Origin of the sequence: Vibrio chagasii (assembly GCA_041879415.1) — a bacterium.
In the GTDB taxonomy this organism is placed as follows: domain Bacteria; phylum Pseudomonadota; class Gammaproteobacteria; order Enterobacterales; family Vibrionaceae; genus Vibrio.
Window position 1 is genome coordinate 1,343,723 of record CP090852.1, and the last position, 20,638, is coordinate 1,364,360.

At 46.9% G+C, this 20,638-nt stretch carries 16 protein-coding genes; 9 read left to right on the forward strand and 7 right to left on the reverse strand.

Annotated elements, in window-relative coordinates; all coding sequences use genetic code 11:
- Positions 1-68: 68 nt before the first annotated feature.
- The gene (locus L0991_19915; protein XGB64297.1) at positions 69-1,241 is read right to left on the reverse strand and encodes a DUF5666 domain-containing protein; all 1,173 of its coding nucleotides are present in this window, start codon (positions 1,239-1,241) and stop codon (positions 69-71) included.
- A 104-nt stretch (positions 1,242-1,345) separates the two neighbouring features.
- On the opposite strand from L0991_19915, the gene L0991_19920 reads away from it, so the two are divergent.
- Together L0991_19920 and L0991_19925 are read left to right on the forward strand one after the other, a co-directional pair.
- Positions 1,346-2,014 carry a response regulator transcription factor gene (locus L0991_19920; protein XGB64298.1) on the forward strand — a complete coding sequence of 223 codons (669 nt, stop codon included), beginning with the start codon at positions 1,346-1,348 and terminating at the stop codon, positions 2,012-2,014.
- Positions 1,986-3,266, forward strand: coding sequence for a HAMP domain-containing histidine kinase (locus tag L0991_19925; protein XGB64299.1), 1,281 nt, complete (start codon positions 1,986-1,988; stop codon positions 3,264-3,266). The genes L0991_19920 and L0991_19925 overlap by 29 nt, the downstream gene beginning before the upstream one ends.
- 47 nt (positions 3,267-3,313) lie before the next feature.
- Here L0991_19925 and L0991_19930 read toward each other — a convergent pair whose 3' ends face one another.
- The 3 genes from L0991_19930 to L0991_19940 all read right to left on the reverse strand — a co-directional run bounded on the left by L0991_19930 (position 3,314) and on the right by L0991_19940 (position 6,149).
- A complete protein-coding gene (locus L0991_19930) occupies positions 3,314-3,571 on the reverse strand; it encodes a YdcH family protein (protein XGB64300.1) in 258 nt (85 codons plus the stop codon).
- 178 nt (positions 3,572-3,749) lie between these two features.
- Complete coding sequence (locus L0991_19935) at positions 3,750-4,739, reverse strand: rhodanese-related sulfurtransferase (GenBank protein XGB64301.1); 990 nt, start codon at positions 4,737-4,739, stop codon at positions 3,750-3,752.
- 261 nt (positions 4,740-5,000) lie between these two features.
- Complete coding sequence (locus tag L0991_19940; GenBank protein XGB64302.1) at positions 5,001-6,149, reverse strand: PLP-dependent aminotransferase family protein; 1,149 nt, start codon at positions 6,147-6,149, stop codon at positions 5,001-5,003.
- 115 nt (positions 6,150-6,264) lie between these two features.
- Here L0991_19940 and L0991_19945 point away from each other — a divergent pair, with 115 nt between their 5' ends.
- The 7 genes from L0991_19945 to L0991_19975 all read left to right on the forward strand — a co-directional run bounded on the left by L0991_19945 (position 6,265) and on the right by L0991_19975 (position 14,154).
- Positions 6,265-7,134: an AraC family transcriptional regulator gene (locus L0991_19945; protein ID XGB64303.1), complete on the forward strand. Its 870-nt coding sequence runs from the start codon at positions 6,265-6,267 to the stop codon at positions 7,132-7,134.
- Positions 7,135-7,344: 210 nt separating this feature from the next.
- Positions 7,345-8,682: an MATE family efflux transporter gene (locus tag L0991_19950; protein XGB64304.1), complete on the forward strand. Its 1,338-nt coding sequence runs from the start codon at positions 7,345-7,347 to the stop codon at positions 8,680-8,682.
- Positions 8,683-8,891: 209 nt separating this feature from the next.
- The gene (locus L0991_19955; protein ID XGB64305.1) at positions 8,892-9,650 is read left to right on the forward strand and encodes an ATP-binding cassette domain-containing protein; all 759 of its coding nucleotides are present in this window, start codon (positions 8,892-8,894) and stop codon (positions 9,648-9,650) included.
- Positions 9,647-10,498, forward strand: a complete 852-nt coding sequence (locus tag L0991_19960) for an ATP-binding cassette domain-containing protein (GenBank protein XGB64306.1) — start codon at positions 9,647-9,649, stop codon at positions 10,496-10,498. Before L0991_19955 ends, L0991_19960 begins: the two co-directional genes overlap by 4 nt.
- Positions 10,499-10,545: 47 nt before the next feature.
- Positions 10,546-12,057, forward strand: coding sequence for an ABC transporter substrate-binding protein (locus tag L0991_19965; GenBank protein XGB64307.1), 1,512 nt, complete (start codon positions 10,546-10,548; stop codon positions 12,055-12,057).
- 4 nt (positions 12,058-12,061) lie between these two features.
- Positions 12,062-13,798, forward strand: a complete 1,737-nt coding sequence (locus tag L0991_19970) for an ABC transporter permease subunit (GenBank protein XGB64308.1) — start codon at positions 12,062-12,064, stop codon at positions 13,796-13,798.
- A gap of 113 nt (positions 13,799-13,911) precedes the next feature.
- Positions 13,912-14,154, forward strand: a complete 243-nt coding sequence (locus L0991_19975) for a hypothetical protein (GenBank protein ID XGB64309.1) — start codon at positions 13,912-13,914, stop codon at positions 14,152-14,154.
- A 149-nt stretch (positions 14,155-14,303) separates the two neighbouring features.
- Here the strand turns inward: L0991_19975 and L0991_19980 are convergent, their stop codons facing one another.
- The 3 genes from L0991_19980 to L0991_19990 form a co-directional block, all read right to left on the reverse strand.
- Positions 14,304-17,159 carry an FAD-binding oxidoreductase gene (locus tag L0991_19980; protein ID XGB64310.1) on the reverse strand — a complete coding sequence of 952 codons (2,856 nt, stop codon included), beginning with the start codon at positions 17,157-17,159 and terminating at the stop codon, positions 14,304-14,306.
- A gap of 416 nt (positions 17,160-17,575) precedes the next feature.
- Positions 17,576-18,715 (reverse strand): FMN-dependent L-lactate dehydrogenase LldD, encoded by a 1,140-nt coding sequence (lldD, locus tag L0991_19985; protein ID XGB64311.1) that lies wholly within the window; start codon positions 18,713-18,715, stop codon positions 17,576-17,578.
- Between the two features lie 202 nt (positions 18,716-18,917).
- Positions 18,918-20,612 (reverse strand): L-lactate permease, encoded by a 1,695-nt coding sequence (locus L0991_19990; protein XGB64312.1) that lies wholly within the window; start codon positions 20,610-20,612, stop codon positions 18,918-18,920.
- Positions 20,613-20,638 lie beyond the last annotated feature (26 nt).

The window sequence follows — 20,638 nt, forward strand, 5'->3', positions numbered from 1 at the left end:
CCATAAGCGGCTAATATTTTTACGAAATGAAAAAGCCACGTAGATACGTGGCTTTTAAACTCATGATATTAGTCGTTGTCTTCAGCTTCGATTTCGCTAGCGATATATTGGTTATTCACCTTATACGTTTCTGCTTCAACTCGTTGATTGGTTAGCGTGTCGAACGTTAAGCCATCTTCATAGCGAGTGTTTTGGTTAACGTAGACCGTTTGATTACCAGAAGTTGTTTGGATAACAAAGCTTAATGCGGACTCATCAATGCTCTGAACAATACCTTCGAGGTCGATATCGTTATCATTCCAATCTTGTGCATCATCGTCGTGTTCAAATTCGATTTCGGTTGCAACATTGTCGCCGTTAGCTTTCTTCGTCGTGACTTCAACTTCTGTACCAACGGTTAAGTTCGATTTGTTGCCGTCTTCGTAACGAGTGTTGTTATTTACAAGAAAGCGACCTTTATAGCTTAAATCAAATGATGATTTGTCGTTCGCCACCCAAGTAATAATGCCTTCGATTTCCGTGTCATTGCTGACTTCATCAAAGTCTTCAACTTCCACTTCGTCTGCTTTTAATATTGAGCCTGTCATTGAACCTGTTACTTCAACCCAAAGACCATTAGATAAGCCAGAGTTGTTATTATCGTTATCGATGTAGGCATTTGAATAATCAACGCTGAGGTTTGCGCCAAGTTTGAATGTCTTTGCGCTACTGTCTAACTCGCTAATCAAGCCTTCAACCTCAACCGATTCTGTTAAGTTAGAGTGTTCGAACTTCACTACCGACAGTACTTTGTAACCTGCGTTAGCGGTCGGTAGAGAAGACACCATCACCCAATCGCCATTTTCAATCTCAGTCGAAAGCGCTGAGAAAGTTAGAGGTATGCCGTTGACTTCAAATGTGCCATTTGCGTGGTCAGTATTGCTAATCAAACCTACGATTGTCGGCTCCAGACCAACTTGGGCTCCACTAGCATGAGTGGACGCACTGCGAGCGTTAGCGGAGATGGAAACCATCATGTTTTTTTCTAGATCTTCTATCGCAACTTCTTCACCTGCATAGTATGCGCTGTCAACGTGATAGGTGTAGCCATTTACAACAATGGTGTCGCCTGAAACAGAGTCGATCGTGCCTTGAATAGATGATGGTGTGTGTGCTTCGCTCGTATCGCTGCTGTCACTGCTGCCACCACCACAACCTGCTAGGATTAAACTTACCGCCGTAATTAACGCTAACTTTCTCATTTTTATACTCTTTACTAGAATTTATTTAAGTTTATTTGTTTTAATTGGGCGCTATCTTATAGACTCGAACGTGAAGCACTCGTGAAGAAAGGTGAAATAAATCGATGAAAGTTTTGATTGTTGACGATAACCATAGTGTCTCTGAAACCATTGCTGATTATCTCGAGCTAGAAGGTGTTGGTATTGACTGCGCCTATCATGGCGAAGCGGCATTAAAGCTAGTGGCTGAAAACCATTACGATGTCATTATTATGGATATCATGATGCCAAAATTAGATGGCATTTCGACGGTCAAAAAGCTGCGACAAGAACAATCATGCCGTACTCCTATTTTGTTTTTGACAGCAAAAGAGCAGTTGGACGACAAAATTGCAGCATTCCAAGCCGGTGGTGATGACTACTTGCTGAAACCTTTTGCGATGCAAGAATTGAGTTTACGGTTGCACGCATTGGCAAGCCGTGGCCCTCGGTTAGATGTTGGTAAGGTGCGCTTTGCCGATATCACTATGGACTCCCAGACCGATGAAGTGTTTCGTGGTGACTCGCCGATCAAGCTGAGTCGTATTCAATTGAAAATATTGAAAGTGCTTATTCGACATGCCCCGGCAATAGTGTCGCGCAGAGAAGTGATTGACTCAGTTTGGGGAGACGAATCACCATCGAGTGATGCATTGAGAAGTCACATTTATGGGTTACGCAATGCTCTTGATAAGGGTTTTGAGCATTCAAGATTAGAGACGATTCATGGACAAGGTTACCGACTCAAAGCGTAAAAGCTCAGTAAAAGAAAGCACGTACCCAAGTATCTATAAGAAAATTCGTAGAAGCTTTGGGATCATGACACTTGTTATGTTCAGCATGTTCTGGACAGCCATTTATTTGGCCGAAAACCAGATGGAAGTCATTAGCTTACACCACTGGTTAGATACTGAAGCGAACCGCTATACCGCAGAGTATGAGTTATATGGTGAAGATACCTTATTGCCCAATCCGAATGAGTTCTCTACCTATTGGAGTGAGAACGAACTACCCCGTTGGCTAAGTTACTATAAAACGCCAGGCTTCTACGAATACCTTCTGGGGGCGGAGGATAAACATTTCATTGTTTTGAAGCATCCTTCGGGGAAAGGGATGATGTACATCGTCTTTCAAGATGATGCAGATGATTACCTAGATAATTACGAGTGGAGCCTACACTATTACACCATGCTGTTGGGGGGCTTTATTTCCTTAGCCATGGTCTTTTACAGTGTTTATGTGGTGCGTTCATTGTCACGTCCACTAAGCCAGATAGAGCAAAAAATCAGTTTGATGCAGCCCGACCAGCCCTCTTTTGAGGTGACAACTGGTTACGCTGAGACTCGTCATATCGAGCAAACCTTACTCGATTCTAAAAACGATATATCGGGCTACTTTCAGCGAGAAGAGGAGTTTAGTCGCTTCGCCTCGCATGAACTTCGTACGCCAATCATGGTGATTCAAGGTTCTGCAGATTTACTCGCCAAAGTCGACAACCAACCTCCTGTGGCGTTGAAAGCCATCAATCGAGTTCAAGAAGCCAGTGAGCAAATGCGTATTCTGACAGAGATGTTTTTGTTGCTTGGGAAAGAAAGTGTCGATGAACACCGCTTCTCTGAGCATGATTTGGAAACCATGGTCCGACAGCAATTGAAAGAGCTAGCCATTTTGTTTGCCAAACAGGATGCGAGCTACCGCCTTAACGTTACAAGATCAGCTACCGTGTATGCGCCTGAAAGCTTCATCACCGTGGTCATGAACAACTTAATCAAGAATGCATTTAGCTATAGTATCGGCGACATTGATATTCAATTGACTGAGAAAGGGTTGGTGATCGTCAATAGGCATGATGGTAACGAAACCTATAACGCAGGCTACGGGTGTGGTCTGATTATTGTTCAGCGTATTTGTGAGCGAATGAACTGGCATTTTGAAACCCGAGATGACGGGGAGAGGTTTCATACCTATTTGAATTTTTCTGATGGGAACAAGAAAACCAACGTTTAGGTATTCACTTAGTGTGACGACTGCTGCCACACTAAGTGCTGGTCTGGCTAAACCATTTTCAGTGCGTGATGTCTAGTGAGTTGTTTGTGTAGCGCGTCTTTGAGCTCCATGCGTTCTACTTTGAGGTTGTGCATGCTGTCATCATCAATCGGGCTGCCTGATATTTCCAATTCACGGATGTCATAATCAAGCTGGTGGTACTTTTGCATGTCTGCTTTGAACTTTTCGTCGTCGTGGTTGAGTTGAACAATGTCTAATTTCAGCTCTGGGAAATCTAAGATAAAGGCATGGTTTTCATTGAGCATTGGCACTTCCTCTGTCGTTAAATTAACTTCAGTATAGAACCTATTTTTGAAGATAAATGTGGTTCAAAACACAAAGCGAGATTAGGATTAAAAAAGGGCATTAGCGTGCCCAATTGGAATCGCTGATGCCCTTTGTTCTTTCAGTTGCGTTGATCGCTATAGCGTTTCTGCTAAGAGATTATTTCGCTTTTTTACCAGAGCGTTGTTGCTCTTTGTATGCCAACTTTTCTTTCTTACGTTGCTCGATTAGGTGAGCAGCATCGCCACCTACGTGAGTTTCGCCGCGTGCATTTGATAGCTGTACTTGCTTTTCACGTTCACGGAAACGCGCTTTCTGCTCTTCAGAGTGCTTATCAAAACACTTAGGGCAGCTTACGCCTTTCTCGAAGTGCTCAGAGGCTTTGTCTTCTTCTGTGATTGGTAGACGACAAGCGTTACATACATCGTAGCCACTCTTTTCTAGCTGGTGGTTAACGGCAACACGGCCATCAAACACATAGCAATCGCCTTCCCACATGCTCTCTTCTTCAGGCACTTCTTCTAGGTATTTTAGAATGCCACCTTCAAGATGGTAAACCTCTTCAAAACCTTGCTCTTTCATGTAGGCCGTTGATTTTTCACAACGAATACCACCTGTACAGAACATCGCGACTTTCTTGTGCTTCTTAGGATCTAGATTGTCTTCAACGTACTGAGGGAATTCACGGAATGTTTCCGTGTTTGGGTTTACCGCGTTTTTGAATGTGCCGATGTCTACTTCGTAGTCGTTACGAGTATCAACCAAGATCACATCTGGATCTGAGATAAGGTCGTTCCATTCGTTTGGCTTAACGTAAGTACCAACAACATGGCGAGGGTCGATGCCTTCGACACCCATGGTTACGATCTCTTTCTTAAGCTTTACCTTGGTGCGGTTGAATGGTTGTTCGTCGTTGAACGACTCTTTGTAAACAACATCCGCTAGGCGGTCGTCTTGCTTGAACCATTGAAGGAGGGCGTCGATAGATTCGCGCTTACCTGCAACGGTACCGTTGATACCTTCACTTGCAAGTAACAAAGTACCACGAATGTTATTGGCTTCTAGAAGCTCAGTTAGCGGTTGGCGAATTTCTTGGTAATCATCAAGTGCTACGAATTTATACAGAGCACATACAACATATTGAGACATGGTTTTTCCTTTCTGCGAGCTGGAACGTAAATCCAGAGCGGTTGCCTATTCTGATCATAGCTGGGCATTGAAACCGAGCTCGTCATGATGGCTTATTAAAATCCGCCGCAGTATAACTAAGGCGATGTAGGACAAAAACCAACCAAGTGTAGGGCTATTTATCACCTGTTTTATTGTGGATTTATGATCTGAGGAACGAAAAAGCCCTGCTGTACAAATACAGCAGGGCTTGGTGTTGAATCTGTCTTACTTAATCAGCGATTACGCTTGGTTAAGTACTTCCGTTAAGCGTTTCACCGCTTCAGTCAACTCTTCTGGGTTAGCGTTAGTGAAGTTTAAGCGCAGTGCCGCTTTTGCTCCCTCCGGCTTTGGATAGAATACTGGGCTTGGTACAACGGCTACACCATTTGAAAGTAGGGTCTTAGCCAGTTCAAAAGTATCGCATTCTGGAATCTCAACCCAAATGAACATCCCGCCATCGACTGCTTTCAATACACAGTCAGCAGGCAGTTGTTTTTCTAGTTCTGAAAACAGCACTTCATAGCGAGACTTGTACAGTGAGCGGATGCTTTCCATGTGCACGTTAAAGTCTTGGTGCTTTAGAAGGCCAAGCAGTAGGGCCTGCATCGGAACACTTGAGTGCAAATCTGCGCCTTGCTTCACTTTGATCAGTGGCTCAAGGTAGCTGCGCTTACCTGTTACCGCACCAATACGTAAACCAGGTGATGCAATCTTAGAGAATGAACGAAGAACGATAGAGTTGTCAGGGCAGAAAGACGAAACCAACGGCAGCTCTGTGCCTGTGAAACGTAGCTCTCGGTATGGTGCATCTTCGATGAACGCGACGTTGTATTTGATACACAGCTCAGCCACTTTTTGGCGAGTCTCTGTTGTCCAACATACGCCCGTTGGGTTATGGAAATCTGGTACCGCGTAGAACATCTTTGGCGATTGCTCGGCAAAGCACGTTTCTAGTTCATCTAGGTTAGGTCCAAATTCAGTTTGAGACACAGTCACAATGTTTGCTTGAACCAAACCAAATACTTGCATCGCACCCAAGTAGCTCGGAGCTTCCATTACCACCACATCATTCGGATCAACATATGCACGAGCAATCAAATCTAGACCTTGCTGAGAACCAGTACAGATCATCGCAGTGTGAGTTTCTGGCAATTGGTAGCTTTGTGTTAGGTGGTCGAGCAAAGGGCCGTAACCCGCTGTCGAGCCGTATTGGAAAACTTCAGGCATGTTCGCTAGGTTTTCTAGCGTTGGCTTCATTAAATCGATTGGGAAGGTTTTCTCATCAGGCAGACCACCGGCCAGTGAGATGACGTTTGGATCGCTTGCTGCAGCGAGGATCTCTCGAATATATGAAGATTGAATTTGTTGTAATGACTGTGCGATTTCCATGTGTTGTGTCTCGTCGTTTTTCGTTTTTATTCTATCGCTTGATATTACACGGCAATTGTAAAAACTAGCGTGTCCATTTATGCTCTTAAACATGTCCATTTATGCTATTTAAACGATGTCACGTCAACACATATCTCGAATCAATGATGTTCTTTTCCATATTCATCAAGACATCAGCCAACCGTTATCTGCTAAAGAGCTCTCTGAGATAGCAGCCTACTCAGAGCAACACTTTCATCGTACGTTTAAAAGTGTGGTGGGGGAGTCGCTGCACCAATATATCCGACGCACTCGGATGGAGTATGCCGCTAATCAGTTGATGTTCGATACCAGTTCATCGGTGGTTGAGATAGCCAATAAATGTGGTTTCAGTTCGGTGTCTTCATTTAGTCGAGCGTTTAAAGCGACTTTTAATATGTCTCCGGGCGAGTGGCGAAAACACGATTTGCAGATTGCCGAAAAGCCGTACTTGAAAGATCCTGAGGTGGCGGCTGGTTATCAAAATGTCGCACAGCGCAAGCTACCCGAGCCCAAAATAGTGGAAACACCAGAGCGCATGGCAGCCTATGTTCGCCACACTGGCTATAACCGTTCTATTCGTAATGCGTGGTTGATATTGAAAGCGTGGGCAAACGCCGAACAGCGTGATTTTTCGACCCAGTTTGGTTTGCACCATTCAAATCCAGCTTGGGTTGAAATGGACCAGTGTCGCTATGTGGCGTGTATCGCGATCAGTGAACCGATCAAGTATCGCAGCGTGGTCAATCAGATGGTGATTCCCGGCGGCTTACATGCCGTGTTTCGACTCAATGGCCGTTATGGAGAATTGCTACCACAGATCAGTATGGTATTAGAAAAATGGTTACCTACATCAGGTTTTAAGCAGCGTTCAACACCAGCCTATGTGCATTATCACCAGAATCATTTCTTAAATAGTGATGAAGTGTTCGAACTTGATTTCTATCTTCCGGTGAGTTTTTACTAATCGATGCTTGTGCTGTTTTGTTGAACCAGACTTTGCTCTTTTGTTGAGACGAATTAGCACGACTAATAGCTGCCAACGATTCTATGCAGGTGGGCTAAGATAGACACGCTTTGTTGATAATGTACTCCATTAAAAGATGACAACGTACGGATTAAAAGATAGCATCACCTTCTTATTGCAAATAGTTCTTAATATCACCTTCTAGTAAACATGACTATTACTCACAAAGATTATCTGAAAATCGCTTTCCCTTTCATTATTTCAACGATTACTCAGCCTCTGCTCGGTGCCGTAGATACTGCTGTCATTGGGCAACTTGGTATTGCTGAGTTGATCGGTGGCGTCGCGATTGGCACCATCATCATGAACACCATGTATTGGTTGTTTGGCTTTTTTCGTGTCAGCACCACAGGGCAAAGCGCGATGGCGTTGGGCAAAGGGGAGCGTTCGGAACTCGCGGGCAGTTTGATGCGCCCATTTGTGCTGTCTGGTTTGGTGGGTTTGATCTTTATCTTGATACAACCTCTGATCTGGCAAGGGGCGATGTGGGTGATAGAGCCTGAAGTGAACGTGGCTGAACAAGCGCATATCTACTTCAGTATTTTGATTTATGGCGCGCCTTTTGTGCTGCTCAACTACACCATTATTGGATGGTTGATGGGGCAGGCGAAAGCCAAAGAAGTCCTTTACACACAAGTGTTTGGCAACGTGTTAAACATTGTTTTGGATGCGGTGTTCGTACTGTATTTCGATTTAGGTGTTGCGGGGGTGGCATACGCAAGTTTGATTGCACAAATCACCACCTTTGCGATTGGTATGACGCTGGTTATGAAGACGAGCAATATCTCGGTATCTGAGTTCCTACAAGGTTCGAAGATGACCAAGAAAGACCTGTCGACAATCATCTCATCGAATACCGACCTACTGTTACGCACTATCTGTATCTTGGTGTTCTTCAATATGATGGCGCGCACCGGTTCTAAACTGGGTACTGATGTTCTGGCCGCTAACGCGATCTTGATGCAGGTGACCTTTATAGTCAGTTACATGTTTGACGGGATTGCCAATGCATCGAGCGTGTTTGCGGGTAAAGCGGTTGGTCAGAAAAATGCTTCGATGTTGGAGCGTGTATTAAGGCTTAACTTCCAATGGACCACAGGTTTCATTGCTGCACTAACACTACTCACTTTGCTGTTTAAAGATCTGATTGTTTTCTTGTTTACCGATATTCCTGCGCTGGTTGCTTTGTACCATGAGATGGCACCTTGGCTGATTGCGTTTCCGCTGGTGGCTGGGTTTGGTTTGACGGTTTACGGCATCTTTACTGGAACAGGCACCACCCGTCCGGTTCGTGACTCGAGTATTGCGACTTTGTTGGTGTTCTTGGTTGTCCAGGCACTAGCGGTTGGTGCATGGGGTAATCATGGTTTGTGGCTAGCGTTCACTCTGTTCTACCTTGGGCGTATTGCCTTCCTGTATCCGTTCATCACTCAGGTTAAACAGAAGTGTTACTCGGCAAAAGAGAGCCTTAATGGAGCGACGAATTAACTCTATCTAAAGTCACTTCTAAAACTTTATGAAAGCGCTTGTCTATCTTTACACAGTAAATTTAGACGGCGCTTTTTTGTACCCGATAGATAGTTAAAACTGGTCAATCAAACAGCAAAAAAACTGCGATACAGTTCAATGTTCTCTTTCCATCACCTCAGCTAAATGATAAGGTTGTTATGTTATAACATCTGTCTATGAGTATTTGCGTGAACGCCCCACTTTTGTCTGTTGACCAGTTAACAATCAAAACTTCTTCGAGAACCCTTTTCCAAGATATCTGCTTCGATGTATATCGAGGTGAATTGTTAGCGATCATGGGGCCTTCAGGAATCGGCAAGTCGATGCTTTCACGTGCGATTGCGGGGTTCATGCCCGATACTGTTGAGGCGGATGGTCATATTACTTTTGCTGGTGAGAGTGTGTGTGATTTGCCGATGTTGCAAAGAACTGCAGCACAAAGGCCAGCGGTTATCTTTCAAGATGCCCTTCAAGCGCTCAATCCTCTTGTCTCCATTGAAGGTCAGCTTACGTTGGCACTAACGGGAACTCGTACTAAGCCCAAGTCAAAAGACAAAACCAAGATCACCGAATTGTTGATTCAGTTGGGCTTTCCAAACCCAGAAACTATTTTGCCGTTATACCCAAGTCAAATCTCTGGAGGACAACGTCAACGAGTGTGTATTGCGATTGGCTTGTTGAGTAACGCCGATATCATCATTGCCGATGAACCGACTAGTGCGTTAGACCCGGTAACAGAGCAAGAGATACTTAAGCTGATTCGAGACAACGTAAAGCAACGCCAGATTGGCGGCTTGCTTATTACTCATGATCTACACAGCGCGTTAGCGTGTGACAAGTTATTGGTGATCGATGATGGCGGTGTGGTGGCTTATGGAGCACCGAAACATGCGCTTGAATCGAGTTCTCACGCGTTCTGTTGTTCATTGAGAGATCTCATCGAATGAGCTCGACCTCTTCACTAAATTCAGAAGTCTCGCCATCAATGCCTGTGATTGATTCAGAAACACTTACACCGATTGAGATTAAGTTCGAGAACGTCGGAGTGCACTATTACTCCATCCCTCGTTGGTTAGGTGGTCAGGCGTTCAAAGCGCTACAAAATATCGACCTTAATGTTGAAGACAAAAGCCTAGCTATTGTTGGGCGTTCTGGTGCGGGTAAATCGACACTGATTGAACTGCTATTTGGGCTGAAATTGCCGACCGTTGGTGATATCAGCCTGTTTAGGCATTCATTGCCAATTCGAAATAGCAAAGTGCAAGCGGCGGTATGTCGCCTTATCCAATTGGTGCCACAAGAGCCACACACTAGCCTCAACCCTTACTACACCGTTCGGCAGATCTTAGCTGAACCGCTGAGCAACCTAGATGTTTCTGGCAATCATCAAAGCATCATTGAAGAGACGCTATCGGACGTTGGCTTACCTGTGTCTTTGTTATCACTCAAGCCAAATCAGCTCTCTACGGGCCAAGCTCAACGTGTGGCTATTGCTCGGGCGCTTGTCGTTAGACCCGCAGTATTAGTTGCCGATGAGCCAACCAGTAGCCTTGATCCGGTGAATCGCCAGAGGCTACTCGACTTATTGAACTCTTTGAAAAAGAAGCGCGACATGCGCCTTGTTTTGGTGACACATGACCTAGGCGCAGCACAGGCGCTTTGCGAAGAAATTCTGGTCCTCGACCATGGGCAAATGGTCGAGCATGGACCGACATCTCAAGTGATGAGCACACCTGCTCATCCAGCGACTCAGATGCTGATCGAATCTCAGCCTCTATCGAAATCTACTTGTTAAACACAACCTCACTAATTAATAAAATACAGCTATAGAGAAAAACAACGATGCGTTTTAATTCAATCAAATTGGCTTGCGCACTTGCGCTAGCGCTGCCTTTGACAGGATGTTTTGACTCTCAACCAGAGTCGAGCGAAGCTGCGGTCAAATCAGAAATCCGTGTTGCGATGATGCAGCCACCAAGAACGGGCCTATCGCCACTTTCTGATGATGCGTTTAAGTTATCGCGCTGGAGTACGGCTGAAACGCTAGTTAACCTGAGCCCAACTTCAGAAGCTGAACCAATGCTGGCAACGGATTGGAAACAGGTTGATCCACTGACGTGGCAATTCACGATTCGTCAGGACGTTAAATTTCATGATGGCTCTACATTAAGCGCAGAGTCTGTTGTGAACTCGCTTCAGAAGGCACTTGAAGCAGCACCCAAGCCTCGCATTCTTGATGGTGTAGACCTGGAAGTGAAAGCGTTGGACAACTACCGCGTTGAGATCAAAACCAGCTTTGATGATCCTCTTTTACCAAGTCGTCTATCAAGCCCTCAGCTAGCGATTCTTGCAGCAAGCGCTTACCAAGAAGATGGTCGTGTAATCCCAACTGGTGCAGGTACGGGGCCGTTTGAGTTGACTGAAATTAACGGAACAACAAGTGCCAAGCTCCAGCGATTTGATGGCTACTGGGGCGAAAAGGCGAGAATTGAATCTGTGATTGCAGAGTATGTTCCAAACGGCTTTGCACGTGCTGCTGCTCTGCGAACAGGAACTGCAGACGTCGTTGAAGCGGTGCCAGTTTCACAAATCGCGACCATTGACTCGAGCTTGCTTTATGAAGTGGCAATGCCTCGTACTAACACGCTTTACCTGAACAACAAGTCGGGTGTATTTAGCGATATCAACCTTCGTAAAGTTGCGGCAGCGGCTGTGGACCGTGAACAAATCGTGAAGACCGTATATGAAAACCATGCGGACATCGCCCAAGGTCTGTTAGGTCCCGCTCTTGCTTGGGCCGCGCCTATTCGACCTGAAGGTCAGGCGGTAGACAAAACGCTAAAAGCTAACGGTGAGAGCATTGTTATCGGTACCTTTACTGACCGTGCCGAGCTTCCAGAAGTAGCTGCACTACTTAAACAGCAACTTGAAGCGGCTGGTTTTAAAGTTGAGCTGGATATCCGTGAATACGCTCAGATTGAAAACGATGCATTGTCTGGCAAGTTTGATGCGTTCATCCTTTCACGTGCAACCGTTCTGGATTCTGGTGACCCAGTGGCTTACATGATGAGTGATTTTGGCTGTAAGGGTTCATTCAACCTTGGTCAGTTCTGCTCTCAAGAAGTAGACAAAGCATTGACTCACGCAGACCTGCAACCACTAGGTGCACTGCGTCAGCAAGCGATCATTGAAGCTGAGCAAAAAATACTTAATGACTTCGCAGCTATTCCGCTGCTTCATGAGCGTGTGATTCAAGGTGAAAGCGAACGTGTAAATAATGTAGTTCGTGACCCAAGTGAGCGTCGCCTGGTTGATCAAACGACTCAAGTTAACTCGGCAACACAGGTTAACTAAATAGATGTTATCTGCTGAAACTCTGCGTCGAACTTTGTTTATTTTGACGCCTTGGCTATCAAGAATCGCTTCACTGATTGTGGTGGTGATTCTCGTTGGCTTGATGCCTGATATTGCTGGCATCGACCCAAGTCAATCCATCCTGCGAGCGAGGGCGGGGCAACAACACCTGCTTACGCCTGAAGCTTTAGCCGCAGTGCGAGCTGATTTACAGCTGGATCGTTCGGCAAGTGAGCGCCTAATCGACTGGGTTGGCAGTGCCTTTTCTGGAGATTTAGGTACATCATGGATCGATGGTTCTTCGGTTGCATTAGGCCTGCAAAAAACAGCGGCTACGTCTCTGTTTTTGATGTCTAGCGCACTAGTGATGACTTTCGTACTGTGTGGTGCTGGTTTGCTGGTTACCTTGCGCAGTTGGAAGAAGGGCAAATTAGGGCAGAGTTACAGCAGTTTAAGCACGGTATTAATATCCTTGCCAGAGTACGTGGTGGCCTCGGTATTAATACTGGTGTTCTCAATCTGGTTAGGCTGGCTACCACCGTATGGTTGGCAAGGCTGGCAAGATATCTGGCTACCGAGTTTAGCGCTGGCACTGCCTGCTAGCGGCCTATTTAGCCGCCTACTCAGAGACAGTTTACAACGCGTTCTTAACGAACCTTGGGTGATCACTTGGCTCAGTGCCAACGTTCACTCCAATCAAATTATTCGCTTTGCGCTGAAAAGAGCGTTGAGCAGCCTGATCCCACAAATCGCGATGATCGTGATTGGTTTAACTGGTGGCGCAGTTGCGGTTGAGCTTATCTTCTCGATTCCAGGTATCGGGCGCATGATTCTTGGTGCTGCGAAGGCGCAAGATCTACCTATGCTGCAAGGCGGCTTACTGGTGTTACTGCTGTTTTCGATTGCAGTAAGCAGCATCAGCCTGTTTGTTCAGCAGTTGATTCTGGGCCACAGCCTGAAAAGCGGCAAGCTCATTAGTAGTCACTCTTCGTTTCGCTTTACCCAGAGCCGCGCCAAGCGTGTCACTGCTTTTGCGATCTTCTCATTCCTAATTGCTATCGTGGTATGGGCGGCATTCCGAGACCCATACACCAGCCAATTTGCACGTTTGGCATCACCGAGCTGGCAAGCGCCTTTGGGTGCCGATGGCATTGGGCGAGACCTGTTAGCGAGAATCGGTTCTGGTATGGTCGCGACCTTCCAAGCGGGCATCTTAGCAACCTTCTTGAGTTTGGTGACCGGCATTATCATGGGCTTCAATACTCGCTTTAGCCAAGGGCTTATCGAGATCACTAAGGGTATTCCTTACATCATTGCTGGCCTGTTGGTTGCGGGCTTAACAGGGATGAATCCGAACAGCGCATTAATCGCGATTGTACTGGTGTCTTGGGCGCCATTAGCGGCGCACTGCTCTAGCTTAATCGTAGAAGCCAAGGCTCAGCCCTATACGCACCTCGCGCCATTGTGGGGTACTAGCAAGCTGAGAATCTTCCGCTTCTACTTGTTACCTTATGTGTTGCCGCCGCTACTAAGACACGCGTTGTTGAGGTTGCCAGTCATCACGCTAAGCCTGACCTCGCTGAGCTTTATCGGACTTGGAGCAAAACCACCAACACCGGAATGGGGCTTAATGATTGCAGAGAACTTGCCATATATTGAACGTGCACCACTGGCGGTAATGGGACCAATTCTTGGGCTTATCCTACTGGGTGCAGCCATCAACATGATGTTTGATGACTAACGAATCAGCAAGGAGCTTGAGTTTTCGGTTGGCTATTTATGTTGTAACCTTAGGCCTGCTTTTAGAACTGCTCGAAAGTTCAATAGACCCTAGTTAAGTGTAAAGGATTCAACATGTATCTCGTTTTGTATTGCCATAACATTGGTATGACTGATTTTTCTTTTTTTGAGACGGAAGATTTCGACAAAGAAGAGGGTTATATCGTGCGAGGAAAATGGCCGAACGAAAAAGCCTTTCGCGAGTACTTGACCAAAGAGTTTGGTGATATGAGCGAGTTCCAAGTAATTGACCTAATCGCCAAAGGTGCAGAGGCAGAGCACTACTCGCCAGAAGAGTTGATGCGCCTAGCGCTCTAACTGTAAGCTCAATAACATAAGGCTCTGTAGTTCTCGCTTAATAGCATTTAGTCCAATAATATATTTCAGCCGAATAAAGAAATGGCAGCCTAATTGGGCTGCCATTTTTCGTTTTAAGTTAGAGCACGTTGCTCGCAGTGAGAGTGGAGCTATTGCGCCACTTCGTCCACCAAGTACAAGATCGATTGATATGGAATACCACTGTGGTGTGATAAACCTATCTCACAGGTTCGGCTGTTACTGAAACCTCGAGTACAATTGCTCGGTACTTGTTCTTTAAGTGGATGGACTGCTGCTTCATTCAGTTCTGGCGTAGTGAAGCCTTTATCACCCGCCCAGCCACAACATTGAATATGCTCTGGAACAATCACTTCTTCGGTACAGGCTTTAGCGAGGTTTAACATCGCACCTTCTAAGCCCATTCGGCGAGAGCTACAGGTGACATGCAGCATCACTGTCTCTTTAAGTGGCTCAAGCGTCAGGTGTTCTAGCAAGTATTGATTCACAAACCATGTCGGCTCTAGCACTTCTAACGGCTTAGTGAACTGCTCAATACTGCGTTTGGCACATGGGCCTGTGTCCATCAATACAGGGTACTCACCTTGACGGCTCGCTTGCCACAACACTTCTTCGAGCTGTTGTGCTTTCGATTGGGCTAGAGCGTTCATCCCTTTACTGTCGTAAGGCATGCCGCAACATTGGTCGTCTAGTTTTTTCGGCAGGATGACTTCAAAACCAGCTTTGTTGAGCAGAGACATGGTTACTTCAGTAAGAGGACGTTGGTCGCCCGCATCACTCTGTTGCCCCATGGTTCGGCTGGCACATGAAGGAAGGTAAACCACTTTTTTAGTGTTATTCGACGTTGCGGCTGTCATTGGTGAAGCCGTGAGCGAGTGACTGTTGGACTGCGGCATCTCTGGCATCCAAATCGGTGTCGCGCCTTTGGTCACTGAGCGTAAGCCATTGGTAAGCTTGCCGACCGTGTTTGCACCCAAGACTTTACTCGCTACTTGATTGGTCTTTAGGCTTGCTTTAGTGAGCTTCGTAGTGGTCGAGAAATGATCGGCTGTCCACTTAGCGATTGGTGTGAACTTCTCATACTTGGCAACACGAAGCTTCTTCACCAAGTCACCCGTGTTAATGCCTACCGGACAACGCTCAGCACACAGGCCAGTCGCGGCGCAGGTATCAATACCCTGGTATTCGAAGGTTTTCTCTAGTTCACTGGCTTCTATCTCTTCACCTGCAGCTCGGCGGCGTTGCAGCTCACGGTACAACACAATACGCTGTCGTGGTGACAAGGTCAGTGTGCGAGACGGACAAACAGGCTCACAGAATCCACACTCAATACAGCGGTCGACAAGGTCGTCGGCAGCAGGCATTGGCTTTAAGTCTGTGATGTGGGAGTTTGGATTGTCGTTGATGATAACGCCAGGGTTGAGCAGTCTTTCTGGATCGAACAGCGCTTTGATCTGTTGCATCAAAGAGTAGCCATCTTTGCCCCATTCCAATTCTACGTAAGGCGCCATGTTGCGGCCCGTGCCGTGTTCCGCTTTCAGAGAGCCTTGATATTTCACGGCGACAAGCTCGGCAACGTCATCCATGAAACCACCGTAACGGTCGATCTCTTCTTGGCTATCAAAGCCTTGGGTAAACACAAAGTGCAGGTTGCCTTCTAGGGCGTGACCGAAAATAATTGCTTCACTGTAGTCGTATTTGTCGAACAGCTCTTGTAGCTCTCGAATACCATTCGCTAGGTTTTCAACTGGGAAAGCAACATCTTCAATGATGACGGTCGTACCGACTTCACGCACTGCGCCAACGGCTGGGAACATGCCTTTTCGGATGCCCCAAAGGGTAGCGACAATCTTTGGATCGGACGTGAAGGGGACAGATTCAATAATCGTGTAATCAGCCAATGCATCCAAAATTGATTTACATTGTAAATCTAAGTCATGCTGGGAGCTGGCATGTGATTCCACCAAAATAGCTGCGGCTTCTAAATCCAAGTTTGGCATAAACGCAGGCATACCCGGCTTATCCGCGACAGAACGCAGCGCTCTACCGTCCATTAACTCAACAGCAGCAACCGGGGTCTTGGATAGAGTAGTTACGGCTTTACTTGCTTGCTCGATGTCCGCAAACACCAGCAGAGCAGAGGCTTTATTCGGGTGTTCAATCACCGTGTTGTAAGTGATCTCGGCGATGAAGCCTAGTGTGCCTTCGGAACCAATCATCAGGTGCTTAATGATTTCGATTGGATCGTGGTAATCGACCAATGCATTGAGCGCGTAGCCCGTAGTGTTTTTAAGACGGTATTTGTGACGGATTCTGTCGGCGAGTTCTTGATTTGAGCTGGTTTGGCGATGTAATTCTGCAATACCATCAAACAACGTTTTGTGTGACAGCTTGAATGATTCAACGCTAGCACTGTCTGCAGTATCGAGTAGGGTGCCGTCGCTCAACACGACTTTCATGCTTTCTACAGTGCGATAGGAGTTCTGCGCGGTACCACAACACATGCCACTGGCGTTGTTCGCGGCAATACCGCCAATCTTACAGGTGTTGATTGAAGCTGGATCTGGACCGATTTTACGTTGGAAAGGGGCGAGGTATTTGTTGGCATCAGCGCCGATCACACCGGGTTGAAGAATGATTTGATTGCCGTTATCGACGATCTCATGGCCACGCCAATCGTCGGTCAGAGTGATAAGTACGGAATCTGAAACCGCTTGTCCTGAAAGGCTGGTGCCTGCTGCGCGGAAGGTAAAATGAATGCCCAGTTCACGACAGCTTTGGATGGTGAATATTACTTCGTCTAGGTTTTTAAGCCTTAGAACCATTTTCGGCACCAAGCGATAAAAACTCGCGTCGGTGCCGTAAGCCAATCGCTTTGCCTCTTGCGTGACAATGCGTTCCGTTTCTATTCTTTGAGCCAGTATCGCCTCAAGCTGCTGATAAGCCTTCGCGTCAATTACCCGCTCATGGGATGTGTTTGTCTCCATCTTTGCTTCCTTGTGCTTCTTATTTGGCACTGGTTAGGGCGTGTTGACCTTTCGTGGTTAAATTTTGTTCGAGATAAAAGCGTTTTAATCGCGGCGAGGGGGAAGTAGCCTAGTCACTCTAAGCAAATCCCCCTCAACAAAGAGTAAAACGCTTTTAGTCGAACCCTTCGGGCAGCGTTTGCTGGCCATTTCTACTACGTTATCGGCTTCTCATGTAGGCTAGCTACACATCGACGCCTCTGCCTTGTATAAATACCCAGCAACTCGCTGCAAAAATCAGCTCGAAAGATCAACACGCCCTAGCTTTTTATTTTATTTTCCAGTGCTTAAACGGTGTCACAACGGCAGTGGAATTGCTGTGACACCGATTGAACTTCAGTCTAAGTAGACCAAAGCATTACAGTGAATTGACGGACTTAATCTAACCCCACCAAAGATTCACGAGTTAAGTCTTTGATTGTCTTTGCGCCGGTTAATGTCATGGCAACCCGCATCTCTTTGTCGTAAAGGTCGAGTAAGTTCTCAACGCCGGCTTGTCCTTGTGCTGCTAATGCGTATACGAATGAGCGGCCAAGCAAGGTGCAGTCTGCGCCAAGTGCCATCATGCGAACCACATCTAAGCCAGTGCGAATGCCAGAGTCGACCAGAATCTTGGTGTCGCCTTTAACTGCATCAGCAATCGAAGGCAGCGCTTTAGCACTCGATAAAACACCATCAAGCTGACGACCACCGTGATTTGAAACGACGATACCGTCTGCGCCAAATCTCACCGCGTCTTTTGCATCTTCTTCGTCGAGAATGCCTTTGATGACCATTGGGCCGTCCCAGAAATCACGAATCCACTCTAGGTCTTTCCATGAAATCGATGGGTCGAAGTTGTCGCCCAACCAACCGATGTAGTCTTCCAACTTGGTAGGAGAACCACGATAAGTAGAGATGTTGCCTAGGTCGTGTGGTTTACCCAGCAAGCCGACATCAACTGCCCAACTAGGATGACGCATAGATTGGAATACGCGGCGTACTGCTGCATTTGGTCCACTCATTCCGGAATGCATGTCACGGTAGCGTGCACCGGGTACGGGCATATCAACGGTGAAGACCAGTGTGGTCACGCCTGCCGCTTTTGCACGCTCTAGTACGTTCTTCATGAAGCCGCGATCTTTGAGCACGTAAAGTTGGAACCACATTGGGCGTTCAATTTTAGGGGCTACTTCTTCAATCGGGCACACCGACACGGTCGACATGGTAAAAGGAATACCTTTGTTGTCTGCGGCTTTTGCGGCTTGTACTTCACCGCGTCGTGCATACATACCCGTTAAACCAACAGGCGCCAGTGCGATTGGCATCGCAAGCTTCTCGCCGAACAGCTCGGTTTCTAAGTTTAGATCCGACATGTCGTTGAGTACGCGCTGCTTTAGCGCAATCTCAGCAAGGTCAGCCGTGTTGCGGTGTAATGTGTGTTCTCCGTAAGAACCACCATCAATGTAGTGGAAAAGAAACGGAGGTAATTTCGATTTTGCTGCGGCGCGGTAATCAGTCGATGCGGATATGATCATAATTTCAGTCCTAAATTCTTGGGATGTTGCTCTTCTTTGAGAGCTTGGTTTGGGCTGCTTTAATTCGGGAAAGTGGCGTTAATACCCGTGAGTGTTGATGTGCTCTAGTGTCCATCTCGGAACTCATCAACTGTCTTATTAGACGGTGTTGCTGTCGGGGAATTGAGTATTAACGCCAAGTGCTTTGGTGACGACTTATGGCTTACATAAGTGCGTCTGTCATATTGAAACCGTAGATAACCACTAGGCCGATGATGCCTGTCATCACCAAGTAGTAGAAGGTAGGGATAACGGTTTTACGTAGTGTTGCACCTTCACGTCCTAGTAAGCCTACCGTTGCCGAAGCGGCTACCACGTTGTGAATTGCAATCATGTTACCGGCTGCTGCACCAACAGCTTGTAGGGCAACGACGACAGCACTTGAGATAGTCAGGGTTTGCGCTACTTCGAATTGGAACTGGCTGAACATCATGTTTGATACTGTGTTCGAACCCGCAATGAAGGCACCCAAAGCGCCGACGGTTGCACTTAATGCCGGGAAAGCAGATCCCACAAGGTCAGCGGCGAAGTTTGCTGTTGTTACAGGCATACTCGCGAGGTCAGCTGCGTTCACGCCAGAGTTGATAAAGATACGAACCATAGGGATGGTGAACACCAGTACAAAACCAGCACCAATCAGTGTTTTGCTTGATTCACCGAACGCTTTTGTCAGTGGCGCTGCGCTGCGGCCTTGAATCAGAACAGCAACCAATGCCACGAATACTAAGATACCGCCCGGTAGGTAAAGAGGTTGAATCGCAGTGCTCACACCGGTTTCGCCAAGGATGTTGCTGAACGATAGGCTAACGCTCTTCAAGAGACTTTTAAACTCAGGACTCACGCGGCTCGCAACCAAAGTCACAGCCAGCAGCACATATGGTGCCCATGCCATCGCCATGCTCATCTTCTTATGGCCTTTATTGTTGTCATCAAGGTCAATTTTCAGAGAACCTAACCATTCAGCTGGCCATTTGTCTTCGCTCTCAAAGTCCCATTTTGATTTCGGTACTAGGAAGCCACGTTTTGCTGCTGTAACAACAATTGCAAGGCCAACCAGACCACCAATTAGAGATGGGAACTCAGCGCCTAGGAAGACACCGGTTAGTGCGTAAGGGATGGTGAACGCTGCACCAGCAAACAGTGCGAACGGTAGGATATCTAAACCTTCCGTCCAGCTTTTGTTCTTACCGAAGAAACGAGTCAGCATCATCGCCATCAAGACTGGCATCATCACACCCACAGAGGCGTGAATCAGCGCCACACTTGAGGTGATTTGCTGTAGGTAAGCGTCCCAAGTAGAACCATGAGCAATCAGGCTTTCACCGATGTTATGCGTGTCCAAGCCTTTGTTCACACCAACGATTATAGGTGTACCAACCGCACCGAATGATACTGGTGTCGATTGGATCATCATACCCATCAATACCGCAGCAAGCGCAGGGAAGCCGATAGCAACTAGTAGCGGCGCTGCAATAGCTGCGGGAGTACCGAAGCCAGATGCGCCCTCAATGAAGGAGCCGAAACACCAAGCGATGATGATCGCCTGAACACGACGGTCAGCGGATATGTCCGTGAAGCCGTTGCGGATGGTGGTGATAGCTCCGGTGTGTTTCAAAGTGTTTAATAAGAAGATGGCGCCGAACACAATCCAGAGAACCGACACGGTAATACCGAAACCTTGGAATACCGAGGCCAACACGCGAGTGCCAGACATATCCCAAGCAAATAGGGCAATAGCAACGGTTAATGCAAATGCCACTGGCATCGCTTTTTTCGCAGGCCAGTTCAGGCCGACCAGCAGAATCGCTGCAACAACTATTGGTGAAAAGGCCAATAGAGCTAGTAGAGTTTCACTCATGGGTACTTCCTCGTACTGTTTTCAAA

Excerpts from the sequence above, each read along its gene's own strand:
- L0991_19930 (XGB64300.1), bottom strand. The coding sequence starts at position 3,571 with ATGCTCAATGAAAACCATGCCTTTATCTTAGATTTCCCAGAGCTGAAA.
- L0991_19965 (XGB64307.1), top strand. The coding sequence starts at position 10,546 with ATGCGTTTTAATTCAATCAAATTGGCTTGCGCACTTGCGCTAGCGCTG.
- L0991_19990 (XGB64312.1), bottom strand. The coding sequence starts at position 20,612 with ATGAGTGAAACTCTACTAGCTCTATTGGCCTTTTCACCAATAGTTGTT.
- L0991_19960 (XGB64306.1), top strand. The coding sequence starts at position 9,647 with ATGAGCTCGACCTCTTCACTAAATTCAGAAGTCTCGCCATCAATGCCT.
- L0991_19980 (XGB64310.1), bottom strand. The coding sequence starts at position 17,159 with ATGGAGACAAACACATCCCATGAGCGGGTAATTGACGCGAAGGCTTAT.
- L0991_19925 (XGB64299.1), top strand. The coding sequence starts at position 1,986 with ATGGACAAGGTTACCGACTCAAAGCGTAAAAGCTCAGTAAAAGAAAGC.
- L0991_19915 (XGB64297.1), bottom strand. The coding sequence starts at position 1,241 with ATGAGAAAGTTAGCGTTAATTACGGCGGTAAGTTTAATCCTAGCAGGT.
- L0991_19940 (XGB64302.1), bottom strand. The coding sequence starts at position 6,149 with ATGGAAATCGCACAGTCATTACAACAAATTCAATCTTCATATATTCGA.
- L0991_19975 (XGB64309.1), top strand. The coding sequence starts at position 13,912 with ATGTATCTCGTTTTGTATTGCCATAACATTGGTATGACTGATTTTTCT.
- L0991_19935 (XGB64301.1), bottom strand. The coding sequence starts at position 4,739 with ATGTCTCAATATGTTGTATGTGCTCTGTATAAATTCGTAGCACTTGAT.
- lldD (XGB64311.1), bottom strand. The coding sequence starts at position 18,715 with ATGATCATATCCGCATCGACTGATTACCGCGCCGCAGCAAAATCGAAA.
- L0991_19945 (XGB64303.1), top strand. The coding sequence starts at position 6,265 with ATGTCACGTCAACACATATCTCGAATCAATGATGTTCTTTTCCATATT.
- L0991_19950 (XGB64304.1), top strand. The coding sequence starts at position 7,345 with ATGACTATTACTCACAAAGATTATCTGAAAATCGCTTTCCCTTTCATT.
- L0991_19970 (XGB64308.1), top strand. The coding sequence starts at position 12,062 with ATGTTATCTGCTGAAACTCTGCGTCGAACTTTGTTTATTTTGACGCCT.
- L0991_19920 (XGB64298.1), top strand. The coding sequence starts at position 1,346 with ATGAAAGTTTTGATTGTTGACGATAACCATAGTGTCTCTGAAACCATT.